The 18341-nt window shown below is 60.9% G+C and carries 23 protein-coding genes; 13 read left to right on the top strand and 10 right to left on the bottom strand.

The window, feature by feature from the left end; all coding sequences use genetic code 11:
- Window positions 1-73 precede the first annotated feature (73 nt).
- Both ACP7BS_RS05205 and ACP7BS_RS05200 read right to left on the bottom strand, forming a co-directional pair.
- Window positions 74-241, bottom strand: coding sequence for a Thivi_2564 family membrane protein (locus ACP7BS_RS05205; protein WP_426228700.1), 168 nt, complete (start codon window positions 239-241; stop codon window positions 74-76).
- Between the two features lie 190 nt (window positions 242-431).
- Complete coding sequence (locus ACP7BS_RS05200; protein ID WP_426236694.1) at window positions 432-1472, bottom strand: zinc-dependent alcohol dehydrogenase family protein; 1041 nt, start codon at window positions 1470-1472, stop codon at window positions 432-434.
- Window positions 1473-1814: 342 nt separating this feature from the next.
- On the opposite strand from ACP7BS_RS05200, the gene ACP7BS_RS05195 reads away from it, so the two are divergent.
- The 3 genes from ACP7BS_RS05195 to ACP7BS_RS05185 all read left to right on the top strand — a co-directional run bounded on the left by ACP7BS_RS05195 (window position 1815) and on the right by ACP7BS_RS05185 (window position 5087).
- A complete protein-coding gene (locus tag ACP7BS_RS05195) occupies window positions 1815-2702 on the top strand; it encodes a branched-chain amino acid aminotransferase (protein ID WP_426236692.1) in 888 nt (295 codons plus the stop codon).
- A gap of 192 nt (window positions 2703-2894) precedes the next feature.
- Complete coding sequence (locus tag ACP7BS_RS05190) at window positions 2895-3947, top strand: D-alanyl-D-alanine carboxypeptidase family protein (protein ID WP_426236690.1); 1053 nt, start codon at window positions 2895-2897, stop codon at window positions 3945-3947.
- Window positions 3948-4136: 189 nt separating this feature from the next.
- Window positions 4137-5087: an MYG1 family protein gene (locus ACP7BS_RS05185; RefSeq protein ID WP_426236688.1), complete on the top strand. Its 951-nt coding sequence runs from the start codon at window positions 4137-4139 to the stop codon at window positions 5085-5087.
- Window positions 5088-5130: 43 nt separating this feature from the next.
- Here the strand turns inward: ACP7BS_RS05185 and ACP7BS_RS05180 are convergent, their stop codons facing one another.
- From ACP7BS_RS05180 to ACP7BS_RS05170, 3 genes are all read right to left on the bottom strand, one after another.
- On the bottom strand, window positions 5131-5949 hold the full coding sequence (locus tag ACP7BS_RS05180) for a hypothetical protein (protein WP_426236686.1): 819 nt from the start codon (window positions 5947-5949) through the stop codon (window positions 5131-5133).
- Entirely contained in the window at window positions 5946-7226 is a 1281-nt protein-coding gene (locus ACP7BS_RS05175; RefSeq protein ID WP_426123569.1) for a hypothetical protein, read from the bottom strand. Before ACP7BS_RS05175 ends, ACP7BS_RS05180 begins: the two co-directional genes overlap by 4 nt.
- Window positions 7227-7311: 85 nt before the next feature.
- Window positions 7312-7824 carry a hypothetical protein gene (locus ACP7BS_RS05170; RefSeq protein ID WP_426228691.1) on the bottom strand — a complete coding sequence of 171 codons (513 nt, stop codon included), beginning with the start codon at window positions 7822-7824 and terminating at the stop codon, window positions 7312-7314.
- A gap of 236 nt (window positions 7825-8060) precedes the next feature.
- Between ACP7BS_RS05170 and ACP7BS_RS05165 the strand changes: the two genes are divergently transcribed.
- Window positions 8061-8252 carry a hypothetical protein gene (locus ACP7BS_RS05165; RefSeq protein ID WP_426236684.1) on the top strand — a complete coding sequence of 64 codons (192 nt, stop codon included), beginning with the start codon at window positions 8061-8063 and terminating at the stop codon, window positions 8250-8252.
- A 392-nt stretch (window positions 8253-8644) separates the two neighbouring features.
- Window positions 8645-9469 carry a hypothetical protein gene (locus ACP7BS_RS05160; protein WP_426236682.1) on the top strand — a complete coding sequence of 275 codons (825 nt, stop codon included), beginning with the start codon at window positions 8645-8647 and terminating at the stop codon, window positions 9467-9469.
- A gap of 287 nt (window positions 9470-9756) precedes the next feature.
- Here ACP7BS_RS05160 and ACP7BS_RS05155 read toward each other — a convergent pair whose 3' ends face one another.
- Both ACP7BS_RS05155 and ACP7BS_RS05150 read right to left on the bottom strand, forming a co-directional pair.
- Entirely contained in the window at window positions 9757-10647 is an 891-nt protein-coding gene (locus tag ACP7BS_RS05155) for a dihydrodipicolinate synthase family protein (protein WP_426236681.1), read from the bottom strand.
- 111 nt (window positions 10648-10758) lie between these two features.
- Window positions 10759-11088, bottom strand: a complete 330-nt coding sequence (locus ACP7BS_RS05150; protein ID WP_426236679.1) for a hypothetical protein — start codon at window positions 11086-11088, stop codon at window positions 10759-10761.
- 245 nt (window positions 11089-11333) lie between these two features.
- Between ACP7BS_RS05150 and ACP7BS_RS05145 the strand changes: the two genes are divergently transcribed.
- The 3 genes from ACP7BS_RS05145 (at window position 11334) to ACP7BS_RS05135 (ending at window position 13294) form a co-directional block, all read left to right on the top strand.
- Window positions 11334-11933: a superoxide dismutase gene (locus ACP7BS_RS05145; RefSeq protein ID WP_113242939.1), complete on the top strand. Its 600-nt coding sequence runs from the start codon at window positions 11334-11336 to the stop codon at window positions 11931-11933.
- A 148-nt stretch (window positions 11934-12081) separates the two neighbouring features.
- The gene (locus ACP7BS_RS05140) at window positions 12082-12936 is read left to right on the top strand and encodes a metallophosphoesterase (protein ID WP_426236677.1); all 855 of its coding nucleotides are present in this window, start codon (window positions 12082-12084) and stop codon (window positions 12934-12936) included.
- A gap of 121 nt (window positions 12937-13057) precedes the next feature.
- Window positions 13058-13294: a hypothetical protein gene (locus tag ACP7BS_RS05135; protein ID WP_426236675.1), complete on the top strand. Its 237-nt coding sequence runs from the start codon at window positions 13058-13060 to the stop codon at window positions 13292-13294.
- Between the two features lie 49 nt (window positions 13295-13343).
- Here ACP7BS_RS05135 and ACP7BS_RS05130 read toward each other — a convergent pair whose 3' ends face one another.
- Together ACP7BS_RS05130 and ACP7BS_RS05125 are read right to left on the bottom strand one after the other, a co-directional pair.
- Window positions 13344-13532 (bottom strand): hypothetical protein, encoded by a 189-nt coding sequence (locus tag ACP7BS_RS05130; protein WP_426236673.1) that lies wholly within the window; start codon window positions 13530-13532, stop codon window positions 13344-13346.
- 104 nt (window positions 13533-13636) lie between these two features.
- On the bottom strand, window positions 13637-14353 hold the full coding sequence (locus tag ACP7BS_RS05125; RefSeq protein WP_426236671.1) for a helix-turn-helix transcriptional regulator: 717 nt from the start codon (window positions 14351-14353) through the stop codon (window positions 13637-13639).
- Between the two features lie 136 nt (window positions 14354-14489).
- Here ACP7BS_RS05125 and ACP7BS_RS05120 point away from each other — a divergent pair, with 136 nt between their 5' ends.
- The 5 genes from ACP7BS_RS05120 (at window position 14490) to ACP7BS_RS05100 (ending at window position 17389) form a co-directional block, all read left to right on the top strand.
- Window positions 14490-15128 (top strand): LysE family translocator, encoded by a 639-nt coding sequence (locus ACP7BS_RS05120; protein ID WP_426236669.1) that lies wholly within the window; start codon window positions 14490-14492, stop codon window positions 15126-15128.
- A gap of 179 nt (window positions 15129-15307) precedes the next feature.
- A complete protein-coding gene (locus ACP7BS_RS05115) occupies window positions 15308-15745 on the top strand; it encodes a c-type cytochrome (protein ID WP_426236666.1) in 438 nt (145 codons plus the stop codon).
- A 93-nt stretch (window positions 15746-15838) separates the two neighbouring features.
- Complete coding sequence (locus tag ACP7BS_RS05110) at window positions 15839-16756, top strand: c-type cytochrome (protein ID WP_426236664.1); 918 nt, start codon at window positions 15839-15841, stop codon at window positions 16754-16756.
- 40 nt (window positions 16757-16796) lie between these two features.
- A complete protein-coding gene (locus tag ACP7BS_RS05105) occupies window positions 16797-17051 on the top strand; it encodes a type II toxin-antitoxin system HicA family toxin (RefSeq protein WP_426236663.1) in 255 nt (84 codons plus the stop codon).
- On the top strand, window positions 17048-17389 hold the full coding sequence (locus tag ACP7BS_RS05100; RefSeq protein ID WP_426236661.1) for a type II toxin-antitoxin system HicB family antitoxin: 342 nt from the start codon (window positions 17048-17050) through the stop codon (window positions 17387-17389). Before ACP7BS_RS05105 ends, ACP7BS_RS05100 begins: the two co-directional genes overlap by 4 nt.
- Window positions 17390-17477: 88 nt before the next feature.
- On the opposite strand, the gene ACP7BS_RS05095 is transcribed toward ACP7BS_RS05100, so the two are convergent.
- Entirely contained in the window at window positions 17478-17981 is a 504-nt protein-coding gene (locus ACP7BS_RS05095) for a GNAT family N-acetyltransferase (RefSeq protein WP_426228671.1), read from the bottom strand.
- Window positions 17982-18341 lie beyond the last annotated feature (360 nt).

Here is an 18341-nt window from a genome sequence, read left to right as displayed (position 1 = left end):
CGCTTTGAAACGTTGACGGGGCAAAGGCGGGAGATCGCTCTCCCGCCCGGGACGACTGAACCTTGAGCGATGTTTAAAACACCGCGAGGTATTTCAGAAGCGAAATAACGCCGATGATGATCACGATGATCTGGACGATCTGCTTGGCGCGGCCGTCGATCGGCAGGCGCGCAACGAGATACAAAACAAGTACGATGACGAGAAACGTGATCAGAATACTGATCAGCATGGATGATGCCATTTATCCCACTCCTAAAAAGAACGACGCATTGCGCGGCATGACGTGAAATAGGGCGCCGCTGGCTAAAGGGAAGCTGCCCCGGCAGAATATAATCGCCATGTGATATGCAGACGCCTTGCGGCGGCGCTCTGGTTGCGGCGGTGAACCGTCGTGCTGCGCCCCATCGCAGCCATACCGATGGCTGCTTGCCTCAGAACCGCGTGATGACGCTGATCCCCAGGTCCTGCGCCGTATCCAGCGTCGTCAATGCCGGCACCGCTTCCTCCAGGCTGATATGCCGGCCGATCAGTTTTTGCGGGTTGAGCTTGCCGGTTTCAAGCATCGCCATCATCGCCTCGTAGCGCCAGGCCTGCATGCCGTGGCTGCCGTAGATTTCCAGCTCGTGGCCGATCACCTGAGACATCGGGATCTGCGGGCTGGCATGCTCGCCGAGCATCAGTCCGACCTGCATATGGCGGCCGCGGCGGCGGAGATTCTTGATCGAGTTGAAGCAGGTGACGGGAGACCCCAGCGCATCGATCGACACATGCGCGCCGCCCTTGGTGATCTCGCGCACGGCTTCGGCCACATCGCCGGTGACGCTGCCGTCGATGGTGGCGACGGCGCCGATCTCGCGGGCAAAGGAGAGCTTCGTCTCGGAAATATCGATCGCGATGACATTGGCGCCGAGCGCGGTTGCGATCATGATCGCCGACAGACCGACGCCGCCGCAGCCATGCACCGCCACCCATTCACCGCCGCGCACCCGGCCCTGATCGACGATGGCCCGGAACGAGGTGGCGAACCGGCAGCCGAGGCTGGCGGCGGTGGCATAGTCCAGATTTTCGGGAAGATGCACAAGGTTCTGATCGGCAAAGTCGATGGCGACATATTCGGCAAACGAGCCCCAATGGGTAAAGCCCGGCTGGAACTGGTTGGCGCAGACCTGCTGATTGCCGGAATGGCACTCGCCGCAGCGGCCGCAGCCGGAGACGAACGGCACGGTCACCCGGTCGCCCACCTTGTAGCGCAGCACGCCCTTGCCGGTGGCGGCGACCGTGCCGGCGAGTTCATGGCCGGGCACATGCGGCAGGGCGATATCGGGATCATGCCCCATCCAGCCGTGCCAGTCGCTGCGGCAAAGCCCGGTCGCCTCGACCTTGATGACGACGCCATCGGCGCTCGGCGTCGGGTCCGGCAGCACGCGGATGTCGGGCGTCTTGCCGAAGGCGTCGTAATACATGGCTTTCATCGGTGCGGTCCTTTATATGACAGTGGATGCGGACGGTTGAACCTATCGTCAGATCATGCCGCGTAAACCCCCCTCTGTCACTTCGTGACATCTCCCCCACAAGGGGGGAGATCATTCGTTTTCCTCACCGGTTTCAACGTAAGGGAGGCGCAAATGGGGCCGGTCAATCTCCCCACTTGTGGGGGAGATGTCACGGAGTGACAGAGGGGGGTAAACTCTCCTCAAGGATTTGGCCAGAGAGCAGCAGCGATTGCCGCCATGACTTTTTTTGATGTACCTATTTACCCCACTTCTCGATTTTCCGGTTATGCCGGGTCAAACACGGACAAACAGGAGACTATCATGGCCGTCGATACATCCCCGCGCAGCACCACCTTTACCTATGTCGATGGCGAATGGCTTTCCGGCAATCCGCCGCTGATCGGCCCGACATCGCATGCCATGTGGCTGGGCTCGACGGTGTTCGACGGCGCCCGCTGGTTCGACGGCATCGCGCCAGATCTCGACCTGCATTGCCAGCGCGTCAACCGCTCGGCGCTCGCGCTGGGCTTGAAGCCGGTGGTGACGGCAGAGGATATCGAGGCGCTGGCCTGGGAAGGCGTCAAGAAATTCGACGGCCAGACTGCCATCTACATCAAGCCGATGTATTGGGGCGAACATGGCATGCCCGGCAGCGTCGTTGCCGTCGATCCCGATTCGACCCGGTTTGCGCTCTGCCTGTTCGAAGCGCCGATGGGCGAAGGCCCCGGCGGCCAGTCGCTGACCATTTCGCCGTTCCGCCGCCCGACGATCGAATGCATGCCGACAGACGCCAAGGCCGGCTGCCTCTATCCCAACAACGGCCGTATCCTGATCGAGGCCCGCAGCCGCGGCTTCTCCAATGCGCTGGTGCGCGACATGCTCGGCAATATCGCCGAGACCGGCTCGTCCAACGTCTTCATGGTCAAGGACGGCGTCGTCTTCACGCCCGCCTCCAACAAGACTTTTCTCGCCGGTATCACCCGCTTGCGCGTGATGACCCTGCTGCGCGACGCCGGCTTCGACGTGGTCGAGACGACGCTGACGCTGTCCGATTTCGAGTCCGCCGACGAGATCTTCACCTCCGGCAACTATTCCAAGGTCGTCCCCGTCACCAAACTCGAAGACCGCGACCTGCAGCCCGGCCCGATCGCCGCCAAGGCCAAGGACCTGTATATGGACTGGGCGCACTCGTCGGCGTCGGATTTGTAAGGATGTTGCAGTGAGCCATGCTCGCCGCAAGCGGATGGCTGAGCTGTCGGCTGTGGGGCCGGCGGCTTTTGTGGCCCAACGCGATCGTCTGCCGGAACTCCCGGCCGACCAATTCGTTGCGCTTTCGCAGCAAACGCTTGTCCTCTGGTGGCGCAGCATGGCATGAGGACGCCTTTCTCCGGAGACTGGCAGATGACCGAAAACAAATTGGCTGGACGGCCCTGGAAAAAGTTGGCGTTGATTGCCTCGCTTTTCCTGGCGGCACCGGCCCATGCGACGCCTGTGCTGGTGGTCGATGCCGATAGCCGGCAGGTGCTCTACCAGGAGGATGCCGGGGTGCCCTGGTATCCGGCCTCGACGACCAAGCTGATGACGGCGTTCGTGGTGTTTGAGGCCCTGCGCTCTGGTGAGGTGACGCTGACAACACCCGTCACCATGACCCGCAACGCCACGAAACAGGCCTTTCTCGAATCCGGCTTGACCTTCGGGCGGACGATGACGCTCGAAGACGCGCTGTTTGCCATGATCGCCGCATCGGCAAACGATGTCGCTGTTGCTCTTTCTGAAGCGGTGGCGCCCGACGAAACGTCTTTTGTGCGGAAAATGAATGAGGCGGCAACCCGCCTTGGGCTGACGGGCACCCATTTTTCCAATCCGAACGGCCTGTTCGACAAAACCAATTATACGACCGCACGCGATCTCGCGATCCTTGGCATGGAGGTGGACCGGCTGTTTCCGGAATATCGCCGCTTCTTCCTGGCCTCGGCCGTCACCATCGACGGCAAGGAGATCAAGTCCAACAATCTGCTCTTGACCCGCTTTTCAGGCACGATCGGCATGAAGACCGGTTTTCTCTGTGCCTCCGGCCGCAATATTGTCGGGCTGGCCACACGCAATGGAAAACGCGTGATGGTGGTGGTTTTGGGCGCAACGACGGAGCGCGAACGCAACGAACGCTCGGCGCAATATCTGACACAGGCCTTCGAGGGCCGCTTGCCATCCAAGGCAGGGCTTGTCACTCATCTGCAAAACCGCACCGACGTCGCGCCGCAGGATATGCGTGTTCGCCTCTGCACCGGTGAGAGCGCTGCCTACGAGGCCAGCCGCGACGCACTGTACCCGATGGGTCTACCAGGCAATAAGAGCTATCTGGGCGATGAGATCCCCGGCCAGGTGCACGCCATCAGCACGAGGCCGAATGAAGCCCTGTCCGACGTCCCGCTCCCGGTTCGGCGCCCGTCATAACCCGGTGACCAACCGGCGCTATCGGTTAAGGCCGATGGCCGCGATTGGCGATAAACGGGCATCGCTGTGCCGAAAAGTTTCCATTTCGCATGTTCGTCACGCCGATGACGGGTTGAGATGACACCCTGCAATGGCTATCTGGTGCAAACCCCCAAGCGAACTTCCGCAAGCAACAAGGCGTATCCAGGCATGACCCCAGAATTCCTCGTCACCCATTCCGGTGGCTTCCATGCCGACGAATTGTTGTCCAGCGTCATCCTCACGAGGCTTTTCCCGCAGGCGCGGATCGTGCGCAGCCGTTCGCCGGAATGGATTTCGCCCGCTGCAGACCGGATCATCTATGATGTCGGCGGCGCCTATGATGCGCAAGCGCGCATCTTCGACCACCATCAGCGCGGTGCGCCGCTGCGTGACGACAGCCAGCCCTACAGTTCGTTCGGATTGATCTGGAAGCATTATGGCCGCGACTATCTCGTCGCGTCGGGTGTTCCCGAGGCGCATGCCGCCGATATCCATGCGTCGTTCGATGCCAGCTTCGTGCTGCCGGTCGATCTTGTCGACAATGGTGCCCTCAGCCCGTCGGTTGCAGGCTTGCTGGGTGGGCTGACCCTGCCGGTGCTGCTGGAAACCCTGAAACCGGTTTTCGACGAGACCGATCCGGACGCCGACGATCGCGCTTTCCACAACGCGCTCACCATTGCTCGCGCCTTCGTCGAGGCGCGCATTGAAAAGAGCGCTGCCAAATTGCGGGCCGAGGCATTGGTGCATCAGGCGATCGCCGATGCCGGCGAAGGCCATATTCTGGAGCTGCCGATGGGCATGCCGTTCCGCCCTGCCGTCGTCAAGGCGGGCGCCGATCACCTGCTGTTCGTCGTCCATCCGCGCGACAAGGATTGGTGCCTGACCACCATCCGCCGCGCCGACGAAGGTTTTGAGGTCCGGGCCGACCTGCCGGCCGCCTGGGCCGGGCTTACCAATGGCGATCTGGAGGCGGCATCCGGGGTGAAGGGCGCAAGCTTCTGCCATAACGGCCGCTTCGTTGCCGCCGCCAGGACGCGTGAGGCGGCGCTTGCCATGGCCGAACTGGCGGTGAAGGAAGCCATCGCCACGGCTCTCGGACAGGTGCAGGCAGCGGAGTAAGGCACGGGCGACGCCGGGGCATCGGCGCAAGGCGGCGTCCCGGTTATTTCGTCTTCGCCTTTGCGACCGGCGTTGCAGCATCCGTCACCAGCGCAAACGCCGTCATTTCTTCCGGTGTCAGATAATACAGCCGGTCCGGTGGTGTCTCCATCGCATGCAGCCAAAGGCCGGATTTGATGCCCATCTCCTCCAGGTGGCGGCTGACATCGGCCGTGGTCCGTTGAGCGTCCGACATCGCCTGTTCGGGCGAGAGTTTTTCCTTCGAGCCATTGAAGATCTGATGAACGCCGATCACGGCGCCTTTTTCGGCCTCACGGGAAACGCCGCCAGCCATGACGATCGGGCAGGAGGAGGCGCAGAGAGCGCCAGCGGCCACCCGTGTGCCGAGCTTTTTCTCGCGGATCAGCTTCGACATGGCCAGCGCATCGCCGACCGCCCCGCCCGGGGAGTTGAGCAGCACCGTCTTCACATATTCGCCGCGCGCCTCGATCTCGCCGGCAAAACGCGCCGCAGCCCCCGGCTCGATCGAGCCTTCGGCCGACAGGATACCGCCCGGCTTGAGCTCGAAGCGGATCGCCTGCTTCAGCGTGCTTGGGTCAGCGGTAATGTCGGAGGGGGCGTTTTGCGGTTCGCCTTCGGTGAGCGCCGGCGGCAGCACCGGTGCTGCTTGCGGCTGCATCGGGTCGAAGCCGGGATGGGCCTGGTTGGCGGTGTTCAGCTCGTTCCAGTCGATGACGATGAACACCAGCGAGGTGACCACCAGTCCGTGAAAGAAGTGGCGCATCAGCATGCCGTCATCGGCCGAAAGCAGATAGGTTTTCAGCCGCTGTCCGAACCCTTGCAGACGGGTCGTCGCGTTCATTTGCGCGGACCTTTGCCCGAGAGGTCGAGATTGGTGATGTTGGATTGTTCTCTTGCCTCCGCCTCGCTGATTGCCGTCTGGATGTCGAAGCCGCTGCGCTGCAACGCCTTTTGCACCTCCAGCGCTTCCAGCAGTTCGGCGGCGGTGATCCGTTCGGCAAAGGGCAGGCTCTGTTCCTGTCGGCGCAGCGCGCCATGGGCGATCGACAGCATGAAGACGAGGACGGCAGGTAGAAGATCGATGGCGATGGCGCCGGCCCAGCTCGGGATGAAATCCGAGGCGTAGCGCAGCACGGCGGCAGCCGAAGACAGCGGTACGAAGCGGCGTTCGCCGACCGGCTCGCGGGTGAGGATCTGGTCGGCCGCTTCCGAAAGGACCTTGGATTGCGCGGCAACCGAGGTGCGGATGGTTTCCATCACCTGATCCTGCCGGTTGGCAAGATCGGCCTCCAGGCCGCTGGCGACCGGGGCGATGAAGCCGAGCGACAGATCTTCGGCGGCGCGCTTGACGGAGGCGGCGATCGACGTCTGCTCCAGCGCCGTGATCGTGCCGGTCAGCGCCACCGCTTCGGCGGCAAACTGGTCGGCGCGCGGATCGATGGCGCCGGGGGCGGAAACGAGGCCGCGCATGGTGGCAAGATGGGCACGGCCTTCGTCAAACAGCGTGGTGACACGTTCGCGTGAGGCGGTAATGCCGGTTTCGAGCTCGTTCAGCTGGGCTGCCATCTGGCCGAGCAGCTGCACGACGCTGCCGGCCCCCGTCGTGCCGGTCAGTGCACCGCTTTCGCGCTCCTGATCAGACAAGCGCTGGAAACGTTCGGAGGCGCGCTGGATATCCGGCAGCAGGCTTTGGGCGGCCAGGGCATTCTGATGGGCGCGGTCGAGATCGGCGGTGTAGTCCTCCACCGTTTCGGCCAGGTGCTGTTCAAGGGCCGCCGAACCGGCAAGAGCTGCAGCATTCAACCAGCTTGCCATCGCGATGATCATCAGGCAGCCGAGCGCCATGATGCCGAGCATCGCGGTTCTGGCCGCAGCGCCGATGATATGCGGATAGAACCGCGCCATATAGGTCCAGAAAGCGTAGATCGCCACGGACACGGCGCAGGAATAGATCAGCGCCGCGAAGAACACCGCCGTCGCCGAACCATCGAGGATGGAGCGGACCCCGAGATAGGTATAGACCCCCGATGCCAGCGCCAGCGTGGCAAGGGCGAAACGGGTCATGGTCTCGACGGCCTCGATACCGTCCTGCAAGCGATGCGATGCGCCAAGCGCCATGGTGTTTCTCCGGCTGGGTGTGCCTTAACAAACCCTTAAAATACCGGCGAAATCAAGGCTGTCCGTGCGCTGACCGTTTCTGGTCTCACGCGGGCAGGGCGCCCGAGCCGGAACCCGCGCGGCGGTGCATGATAAACGCCTGAAGACAGATGCCGAGCAGGAAGATCACCGCCCAGATGGCGGTAACCGTCTGGACCGGCGGCGAATCCGGACCGGCGCCGATCGGGCTTGAGGGCGGCAGGCGCGACAGGGTTTCGTTGATGCCGGGGATCATCAAGAGAAAGAAGGTAAACGACATCGACAGCGCCTGCAGGTAGCGATTGAGGCGGCCGAACCAGCCGAGTTGCGCGATGACGATGGAAAAGATCACCGCCAGCATGGCAATGATGCCGATCGCGTGGCCCGCATTGAAGCCGCCGGTGCTCGACAGGCCGAACGAGGTGATGGCGGATAGGAACAGCGTGATGATGTAGATCCGGCCGGAATTGGATTTCGGAACGATGGCGGCATATTTCGAAAAGGAATAGAGCCCCGCGACAATGGGCACGACGCTGATGATGGTATGGATGATACCAAGCGTGGACAATGGATTGGCCATGGAAAATCCCCCTGAATGATGAATATCGATGCGCAGAAAAATGAGCCGTTTTGCCGTCCGTTAAGACCGGGCGGACAGGCGCCGGGCGGCTGCGGACTTATGGGATTTTGATATGTTCATCGAGCCAGCGCAATCGAAATCCTATGCCGTTTCGCCGTAAATGGGAACGCGCCGGACAGCCACGTTTTTTCTAAGGTTTGCCGGCCTGCAAGACCAACCGGAAAGGATTTCGTTCAATGCTGTATGGTCGTGGTGCGGTTCTTTCACATCAGTATAAAAGGCGCAGCGATGCCGCCGCAGCCCCTCTAGCCGTCACCCCGGCAACGACGGGGCGGGAAGACGCTGCCATGCTGCTGCGGCTGTGCATCGTGGCGCTGCTCGCCGTCGGCGCTACCGCCGCCGTCATTGCTTTTGCATCCGGCGCATAAGGCCCTTTCCTCTCGCTTGCGCATGGGGGAGGCTGTCCTCGTCGATGGAATCCTCCTTGTAGGAATGCGGTGCCGTTTACCGCATTCCTATTTTTGCCCTGGATGATGAAGGGCGCACACTAGGCAACGTCGCCGACGTGGTTGGAATAGCCCTTGTCTCGAAAGCCTGTCGAGATGAAGCAGTCCAAGTGAAGAATATCTTAATTAGCGCGCAGTCAAATGTAGCGCCTCTCTTTTGTTTCTAGCTTTATTTAAGGTTTTTTAAGAAAAATCGCGGAATGGTTGTATTTGGGAATTCTCTATGATGTAATCGCTCAGGTGGCATGATGCCCCGGATTTTTTACCTCTGTCGGGCATGAGTGCCACGACGCCAGGCACAGAAAGAACCGGCCATGACCAGCATTTCCAGCGGCAACGCCGCCCTGACCATCCTTCAGCAAGTCCAGCCGTCGCTGCTTCCGGGCATACAGGGACAGAGCGCCACTGACACCATTTTGGATATTGTCTCCAACCGGTCGGCCGTTGGCGCAAAGGCTGTAGCAGCTGTGGCTAACGCGGCGGCTAAAGCGCAGCCGCAAGCGGCTCAAAACCCACGAGAGGTCGGGGGCACGGTATCGTCGGAATTCTCTTCCGTTCAATGGAGCGCGATGAATGCTGATGCCGTCAGCCAACTTAACTCCACTGATGCAGATGACCCGCTGATTGCCTTTAAACCGATTGAAGCATCGCTGGAAAACGCGGAGGTCTTCGTTGGAAGGCTCGCCTATTCGCTTGCGAAATACAGTGCCCAATTTGATTTGAAGGAAATTCCGTCTCGGGAAGACCATATGGCTGGCAAGGAGGCGCACATGGCGAAAGTGGTTGCAAGCGGCGCCAGCCAAAAAATGATCGACGATACATTGAGGCTTAACTACGGTGAGGGTGGTTATGAACGTATCGTGAGATTCAAAACGACAGAAAACATGTGGACGATGAGCCAAGCGAAAACGTTTGGGGGCAGCATCGGGAGTTTCACCATGCTCCTGGGACAGGTTTTCGGTAAGGACGTGACCATATCGAAGGATCAGGACGGCAGGTTGACTTTGGGCGCTTTGGATATGTCCTACGCCAACGGACAGAAAATGCTGAGTTACGGCGAGGATGGCTCGTTGACGACGTTCAATGAAGACGGCAGCACGATACGCACCTTGGCCGCGAAAGACCTTAGTCGCCTCTGAGTGAACATCCCGTCGTACCCGCAAGGGCACGACGGGATGTCTGTTAGGCGAAAAGGCCGAAATCAAAATTCGCTGAACTCAGATTATTATGGGAATAAATATTCTCGCATAAGATGTGCATAAATTTGAGCTTCCTGAGGAGCTTTGCTTAAGCTTGAAAAGGCGGTGCAGGATTGCGGTAACCCTGTCTGACCAGAGAGGCGGGGATAGCAAGGGCAAGGGTTTCAACCGGCGGGCGCACACCCCCGCAGCGCGGAGTCTCGCCACCCACCTTGCTGTTGCACGCATCAGACCGCCGTCAAAACCTCAAGCGCTTCCTTTACCCGTGCCCGGTCGGCCTGCGACAGCGGGCGGATCGGCAGCGGCGGATCGTGGGGGCTGAGGTCCAGGAGGTTGGCGATCGCATGAACGGTGCGGTAGCTGCTGAGGTCGCGAAACAGCGTCCAAAGCGGCTCGAACAGCGCGTCGATGCGCTGAACTTCAGCGCCGTCACCGGCTTGCGCCGCCCGCATCAGCTTGACGGACGGGTCCGGCAAAATGCCGGCGACGACGCTGTACCAGGTCACGCCGCCTGCAAGGATCGCGTCTGCAACCAGCCAGTCGCCGCTATAGCCGACGGCAAACCCGGCGGGAACGGCAGACATCGTTGCCTGATGCGCTGCCGTGATGTCTGCGGCCGGCAGAGCCGGGTTCTTGACGGCTGCGATGTTGGGGATGGCCGAGAGGCGCGACAACAGCGATTGGCTGATGGTAAAATGCGTCGTGCCCGGATTGTTGTAGATGCAGAGCGGCAATGGCGTGGCCGCAGCGACCGCCGAAAAATGCTCGAACACCTCATCGTCGCCGGGCGGCGTGTAGGAGACCGGCGCCAGCAAAAGCCCCTGTGCGCCGGCATCCCGGGCGTCCTGTGCAAGCGCCACCGCCTCGTCGGTCCGCAATGCCCCGACGCCGACGATGACCGGCATGCGGCCGGAAAGGCAATCGGCGGCCGCCTCGATGGCGCGGCGCTTTTCTGCCCGGTCGAGATACATATAGGAGCCGGTGCTGCCCAAAAGACCGATGGAATCGGCGCCCGCAGTGTCAATGCGCTTGAGCAGGCCGCTCAAGGCGCCGGTATCGACGCGGCCAGCCGCGTCGCATGGGGTGATCGGGAAGGCGGACAGGCCATGAAACAGCATATCGGGTCTCTGTGCTGGAGGAAGCATGTCCGCAAGCTGTGACCGCCCGGCTGCTGGAGGTCAATGCCGGGATTGTCCCGGTGTCATTTTGACGGCGCCATTCGCCGGATATCATTTTGCTTTGGCTTTCAGCATAGCTTCGGTCAGTTCGCCACCCAGCTCCACGGTCTTGGTCTGCTTGTTGTAGACGCAGATCTGCGTGATCTTTCCCTTGGCGCCCTTCGGCTTGCCGCTGACCAGCGCCAGGCCGAAGCTTTCGGAGCCGAACGGATCGACGACAGCCTTCGGCTTGTCGATCGATCCGGCTGCCGCCTTCAGGCATTTCGCCGAGACGTCGGCCCGCATCGCGGCCCATGCATCATCCGACGACGCGGTGGCGACGGATGGCAAAAGGCCCAAGGCGAGAAGGGCGATCACGGCGGTGCGATGGTGAAAAGACATCTGATTTCCTTGCGTTATGGGCGTATATTTGGGATGACGACCCTGTCGAACGATCATGTCCATTCTGTGCCCGGCCATCCCAGTGGAACATTCCGGCGGTGAAAGTATTTTCCATACCTGTGGCGAAATTTGGCATGGCGGCGGTTGCCTGTTGCGGCGGTGGTCCCTATGTTCCGCCTCACAGATTTCTTTCATGAATTCCAACCCGGCTTTCATGGACCCCGCCAACAAGAGGAGATACCATCATGGCTTTCGAATTGCCGAACCTGCCTTACGACTACGACGCGCTCGCCCCCTACATGTCGCGCGAAACGCTCGAGTATCACCACGACAAGCATCACCTGGCTTACGTGACCAACGGCAACAAGCTGGCTGAAGAAGCCGGTCTCTCCGGCCTGTCGCTGGAAGAAGTCGTCAAGAAGTCCTACGGCACCAACCAGCCGCTGTTCAACAATGCCGGCCAGCATTACAACCACCTTCATTTCTGGAAGTGGATGAAAAAGGGCGGCGGCGGCACGCAGCTGCCGGCCAAGCTCGACGCAGCCATCAAGTCGGATCTCGGCGGCTACGACAAGTTCCGCGCCGATTTCATCGCAGCCGGTACCGGCCAGTTCGGTTCGGGCTGGGCCTGGCTTTCCGTCAAGGGCGGCAAGCTCGAAATCTCGAAAACCCCGAACGGCGAAAATCCGCTGGTCCATGGCGCATCGCCGATCCTCGGCGTCGATGTCTGGGAGCATTCCTATTACATTGATTACCGCAACGCCCGTCCGAAGTACCTCGAAGCCTTCGTCGACAGCCTGATCAACTGGGATTACGTGCTCGAGCTTTACGAAGCCGCTGCGTAAGCCGCATTTCATCGGATTGCAGATTTGCACCCGGCGCCGAAAAGCGCCGGGTGTTTTCGTTTGGGCAAAGGCCTTTCGCCGCTTGCGGCCGCCCTTTTTGACCGGCAAATGTCACGCAGTTGTTACAAGCCGGTTCTAGGCAGGCGCCATGCAAAAAGACATCGATACACCCATCCTCCGCTTCGGTATCATCGCCGATCCGCAATATGCCGATATCCCGCCGCACGAGGCGATGAACCGCCATTATGCCCGCAGCCTCGCCAAGCTCACCGAGGCGATCACTGTTTTCAACGCGGCGGAACTGGATTTCGTCATGACGCTCGGCGATATCATCGATCGCGACTGGAACAGTTTCGACGACATCATGCCGATCTATCAGACGTCGCGCCACAAGACGCTGTTCCTGCTCGGCAATCATGATTTCGCGGTGGCACGGGAACATCTGAGCGCTGTTTCCGAACGGCTCGGCATGCCCGGCCGCTACCATGATTTTGCCGTCGGAAAATGGCGCTTCGCCGTGCTCGACGGCAGCGATGTCAGCACCTTTTCCGCCGCGCCGGATGATCCGCGCACGGCGCTGGCAGCCGAACGGCTGGCCGCGCTTGCGGCCGGAGGTGCGATCAACGCGCAGACCTGGAATGGCTCGCTCAGCGAGGCGCAATTTGAGTGGCTGACGCGGGTCATGGAAAAGGCGCAGGCCAATGGCGAGGCCGTTCTCGTTCTTGGCCACTACCCGGTCTTTCCGGAAAATAGCCACAACATGTGGGACAGTCAGCGCATCATCGATCTGCTGACGGGTTTTTCCTGCTTCCGCGGCTATTTCTGCGGCCATAACCATGAGGGCAATTTCGGCGAGGTCGGCGGCCGCCCGTTCGTGACGTTCAAGGGCATGGTCGACACGCCGGACGAAAACACCTTTGCGATCGTCACGGTTTTTGCCGACCGGATCGGGATCGAAGGGTTTGGACGGGAAGTGAGCCGGGTGATGCGGATCGGCGCATAGGCAGCGCCGTCTTGCCGGCCGCGACTAAATTTTCCGGTGCCCCGACTAAATTTTCCGGCAAATGAGCCGATTTGCCGACTTGTGCGTTTAGCCTGGGTCCAATTCATCCCAGGAGGCTACCGTGGCAACCACTTTTGATATTTCCGGCCTGTCCGAACAGGAACTGACCGCCCTTATCGACGAGGCAACCAGCCTTCGCCAGACACTGAGCGACAGCCGCGAACATGAACGCGCGACGGCCGCCGACGGCTCGAAAGGCCAGGACGTCAACGATCCCAACCACGGCGCGATCACCGCGCCAACCCCGCGCGCAGTCAAGGAAGAGGGCCCGGCGCACGGCGCGACGAAGGGGCGATAGAGCCGACGACTGACCGGCTGATTTATAGTCTTGACCCAGTGCCGCGCATCTACTGGTTTTGCGCGCACCAGGCGGTGCGAGCCATCTTCTCTTGAATATAGGCCGGCGAATAGTCGTCGTAGCAACGATCAATATAGGCGTTAATCGTTACTGCCTTCCACAGAAGCAGGACGCCGCCTATGACCAGCGCAGCCAGCGTTAGCCTAAGCGCGATACGAAAAATACGGCTCATTGACACGGTTGGACGGTTTCCTGGTGTGAGGCTGTCAGTAACGTGAGGAGAAGGCCGCGGCAAGGGCGTCGAATAGGGCCTTTTGTCGAAGTCAGCCCGACGCGAGCGGGTCATCGTTCGCTTTCACGCGCAGCTATTGTCGGCGCACCTACCTGCCATCCTTTGATCCACAAATCCCGCAATCCATCACCTTCACCGCGAAAATACCCGTCCGTCTCCTCGCAATTTTCCACCCGGTCGGCGCGGAAATTGCGGATGGCCTGGCGCAGTTCGCACCAGGCGACGACGACGGCGGTGGCGGAGTAATAGATCAGCGCCAGCGGCTGGACCGTGCGTTGGCTGGCACGGCCGGATTCGTCGCGGTAATCGAGCGCGAGTTTCCGTTCGTCGCGGATCGCCCGGCGCACCAGCGCCAGATCAAGCCCGGACGGTGCGGGAGCGATGGCGCCCCAGGCATGCAGCGCCCTTGCGTGCAATGTCTGGCGCAACGGCACCGGTATCGCGCCGGCGATTTTCTGGTTGACCCGCCTTGCCGCCTCCTTCAATTCCTCGTCGCCGGTGCGCTCGAGCAGCGCCAGGGCCAGCACGATCGCCTCGGTTTCCTCGATTGAAAACATCAGCGGCGGCAGGTCGAAGCCGGGGCGCATGATATAGCCGATGCCGCGCCCGCCCTCGATCGGCACCCGCATCGCCTGAAGCGCTGCTATATCCCGGTAGATCGAGCGGACCGTCACCTCCAGCGTTTCGGCAATCTGCGCTGCCGTCACCGGACGCGTCGCCAGCCGCAGGATCTGGATGATCTCGAACAGTCGGGATGCCTTGCGCATGGGCCAATTTTCCTCGTCAGGCAAAACGCTCCTGACAGAACCCTGTCAGTTGGGTGAGGCTATAGCATGTTGGCAAGCGCTTGAAAAACCAGCGCTGTGCCCAACGCACCTTTCTCTTGAGCAACGGACAACTGACATGACCTACGCGGAAAACCTCTGGCTCTTCTTCACGCTTCTGTTCGGCATCATCATCGTGCCCGGCATGGACATGGTCTTCGTCATGGCCAATGCGCTGACCGGCGGCCGGGCGTCCGGCCTGACGGCGACCGCCGGCATCATGGCGGGCGGCGTGTTCCACACGCTCTATGCCGCACTCGGGGTCGGCTTCCTGCTGCACCTGGTGCCGGCGCTTTTCAATGTGCTGCTGCTCGCAGGCGCTGCCTATATCGCCTGGATCGGCTTGTCGCTTGCCCGCAGCAGCATAGCGATCGCCTCGGTCGAGCCCGGCGCCCGGCTGTCGCGCTGGACGAGTTTTCGCCGCGGCGCTTTGACCAGCATCCTCAATCCAAAAGCCTATCTGTTCATGCTCGCCGTCTATCCGCAGTTCCTGAAGCCTGAATTCGGCCCGCTCTGGTCACAGGCCTTGATCATGGCGATCATGATCTCGCTGACACAGCTTGCCGTCTATGGCAGCCTGGCGCTCGCCGCCGGCCGCAGCCGCGATGTCATCGTCTCCAGCCCCCGCGCCACGGCAATCATCGGCAAGACGGTCGGCGTGGTGCTGATTGCGGTAGCATCGCTGACGGCGTGGCATGGCTGGGTGTCGCAAGGGTAACGTACTGATAATATGAGTATAATAATCCTGTTCATCAGGCAGTTACAGCGCTGAAAATAAATCCGTTTCAAGAAAATGTTACTTCCCTCAAGTCTCCAAAATGCAATCATGCCCGCGCATCGATAGAGAGAGCCCGCTTCGCCAGTCCGGGCGGCGTCTCGCCAGAGCTGGAGATTTGTATGAAGCTGAAAATGATACTGACGGCATTCGCGATTGCAGGCTGTGGCGTAAGCGCCGTCATCGCTGCGGATGATCCGGTCAAGGTCCGCGAAGGACTGATGAAGCAGATCGGCGGATCGATGGGCGCGCTTGCCGGGATCGCCAAGGGCGAAAAACCCTATGACGCCGAGATCGTCAAGACGGCGCTGACGACGATCAGCACCAATATCAAGGCATTCCCGGATCAGTTTCCGGCAGGCTCAGAGGCAAATTCCGAAGCATCCCCGAAAATCTGGGACAATATGGACGACTTCAAGGCCAAGGCCGCCAAGCTCGGCGCCGACGCCGATGTGGCGCTTGCCCAGCTTCCGGCAGACCAGGCCGGCGTCGGTGCTGCGCTTGGCATTATCGGCAAAGGTTGTGGCGACTGTCATCAGGCCTACCGCATCAAGAAGTGATGCGGCGGGCCTCGTCCCCCTAAAACTGCGATGTTTGGCGCGCCCGGTCCGGCGCGCCAAATGTGTTTTCCGGATGAGCAAGTGGAGCGGGTGATGGGTGTGCGGGTTCGAAAACTGGTCACGGCGGTTGTCGTGTTTGCAGCCTTGGCCGGTGGTGCGGCCTGGTTCCTGACCAAACCCGAGCCTTGGCCGACCTCGCATTGGCAGGAGCTGGGCGAGCCGGATCTTGCCAATGGCCAGCAGATTTTCTGGGCGGGCGGCTGTACCAGCTGTCATGCGGCGGCGAAATCGGAAGGCGATGCCAAGCTGGTTTTGGCCGGTGGATTGCCGCTGAAAAGCCCGTTCGGCACGTTTCACGTCCCCAACATCTCCCCGGATGAAACCGCCGGCATCGGCAGCTGGACGCTGGCCGAATTCGGCAATGCGATGACGCGTGGCGTCGGTAAACAGGGCGAACATCTCTATCCGTCGTTTCCCTATGGCTCCTACGCCCGGCTGACGCCGAAGGATATCAACGACCTCTGGGGTTTTCTGAAAACCCTGCCGAAGAGCGCCAATGTCGCGCCGCCGCACGACTTGCCATTCCCCTACAACATCCGCCTGGCACTCGGCGGCTGGAAACTGCTGTTCTTCACCGACAGGCCGCGTGTCACGGTTGACACCAGCAACCCGAAGATCGCCCGCGGCCAATATCTCGTCGAAGGCCCCGGCCATTGCGGCGAATGCCATACGCCGCGCAATGCGCTCGGCGGTTTCGAGACAGCAGAGTGGCTGGCGGGCGCGCCCAATCCGGAAGGCGAGGGCCGCATCCCCAACATCACGCCAGGCTCGAAAAGCATGGGTTCATGGAGCGAGGGCGATATCGTCAACTACCTCCAAACCGGCTTCACGCCCGAATTCGATTCCGCCGGCGGCTCGATGGTCGAGGTCCAGCAGAACATCGCCAAGCTGCCGGCAAGCGACCGCGAGGCGATCGCGGCGTATTTGAAGGCGGTGCCGGCGGTTGAGTAGAGTGCTTGCAATAAGTGCTATCAATCGGTAGGATGCTAGCATGAATAGCAAGCAGAGGAAAACGCTTGCCGCGATCTTCAAGGAGCCTGTCTCCGGAACGATCGATTGGGCCGACATCGAAAGCTTGCTCGTGGCTGCAGGGTGCACCCTCATTGAGGGGAGTGGATCGCGCGTCAGGTTTACTCTCTCAAGTGAGGTGGAAAGCTTCCATCGGCCTCATCCTGAGAAAGAGGCAAAACGCTATCAGGTGCGAGCGGCGCGGGGATTCCTGCTGCGTATAGGAGTAACACCATGAACATCATGTCCTACAAGGGCTATGCAGCCCGGATCGACTATGACGCGGAGGACGAGATCTTTTTCGGCCGGATTGCAGGCATTATCGATGGCATCGGTTTTCACGCCAATACCGTCGCGGATTTGAAAGCGGCATTCCATGAGGCCGTCGAAGATTATCTCGAAACTTGCGCGAAGATCGGCAAGGATCCGCAAAAATCCTATTCCGGCAAGATGATGTTTCGTGTTGATCCGGATGTGCACGCCCAGGCGGCGAAGGCGGCCGAACTATCGGGAAAGAGTCTCAATCAATGGGCAGCCGAAGTGCTGGCAAAAGCGGCGGCCGCAAAGGCGGCCTGAACAGCGTTGCCATCCTTGGGACAGCCAAGGCGCGTTCCTTGGAACGCGCCCATCGCCATAATCCTGCTGCCTTGAAAACCGCCCGCCCTCAGGCGAGCGTCTGCAGATACCGCATGCCGGTGACCGGGCCGGGCGTGAAGTTTTCCGATTCGTAGAAGCGGTGCGCCTGGAAATTGCCGGTGGCGGCGCTGACCGAGAGATAGGTGGCGCCGGCCATGCGGGCCTGTTCACGGGCCTTGGCGACCAGATGGCGGCCGATGCCGGTGCCGCGATGGGCGGGGCGGACATAGAGATGATGCAGTTCCATGCCGCGCGCACCCTGCTGGGCGCGGTAGAGCGGTACCAGGATGGCGTAACCGATCAGCTCGCCGGCGGCCTCGGCCACAAGGGCCGTGATCCAGGGCATACGGCCGAACAGGTCGCGCTCAAGATTTTCCGGGGTGACGGCTGCGGCATCGCCATGATGGGCGGCAAGCTCGCTGATCAGCGCGCGCAGCTCGGGCAAGTCGCGCTGCTTGGCCGCGCGGATGGTGACCATCGGCGCGCGGGTGGCGGGATGGAGAAGGGATGTTGGGGTCGTCGTCTGCAGCATTTCATGGCACCTTATGGCTCTTGCGCCATCAGGTGCTGTCCAAAACAAAAGCCGCCTGATGGCGGCTTGTTTGAACGAGATCAGACAGCCGCACCTATGGGAGCAGCGTAAAATACCAGCGGGCGATGTTTGCGGTCCTGATCATGGCGGGCAATGTCGCCTTTTCCGGAAAATTGTCAACGGGAAATCGCGTGCCCGTTCATTTTTGCGGCCGAAACAAGATTTTGGGATGCCGCTTTTCCGGCCAAGACCGGCCACAATCGCGGTCTACGGATCGTCTCCAGTGGCGCGACAGCTGGTTGAGGAATGGCTAATATTAGCTTTGCGATCAAGACGTTGAAGCCATCAGTACAGTTATCC

Origin of the sequence: Pararhizobium sp. DWP1-1-3 (assembly GCF_049896125.1) — a bacterium.
GTDB lineage: Bacteria > Pseudomonadota > Alphaproteobacteria > Rhizobiales > Rhizobiaceae > Pararhizobium.
The sequence above is the reverse complement of the archived record's forward strand: the minus strand, read 5'-3'. Positions and strand labels throughout refer to the sequence as shown.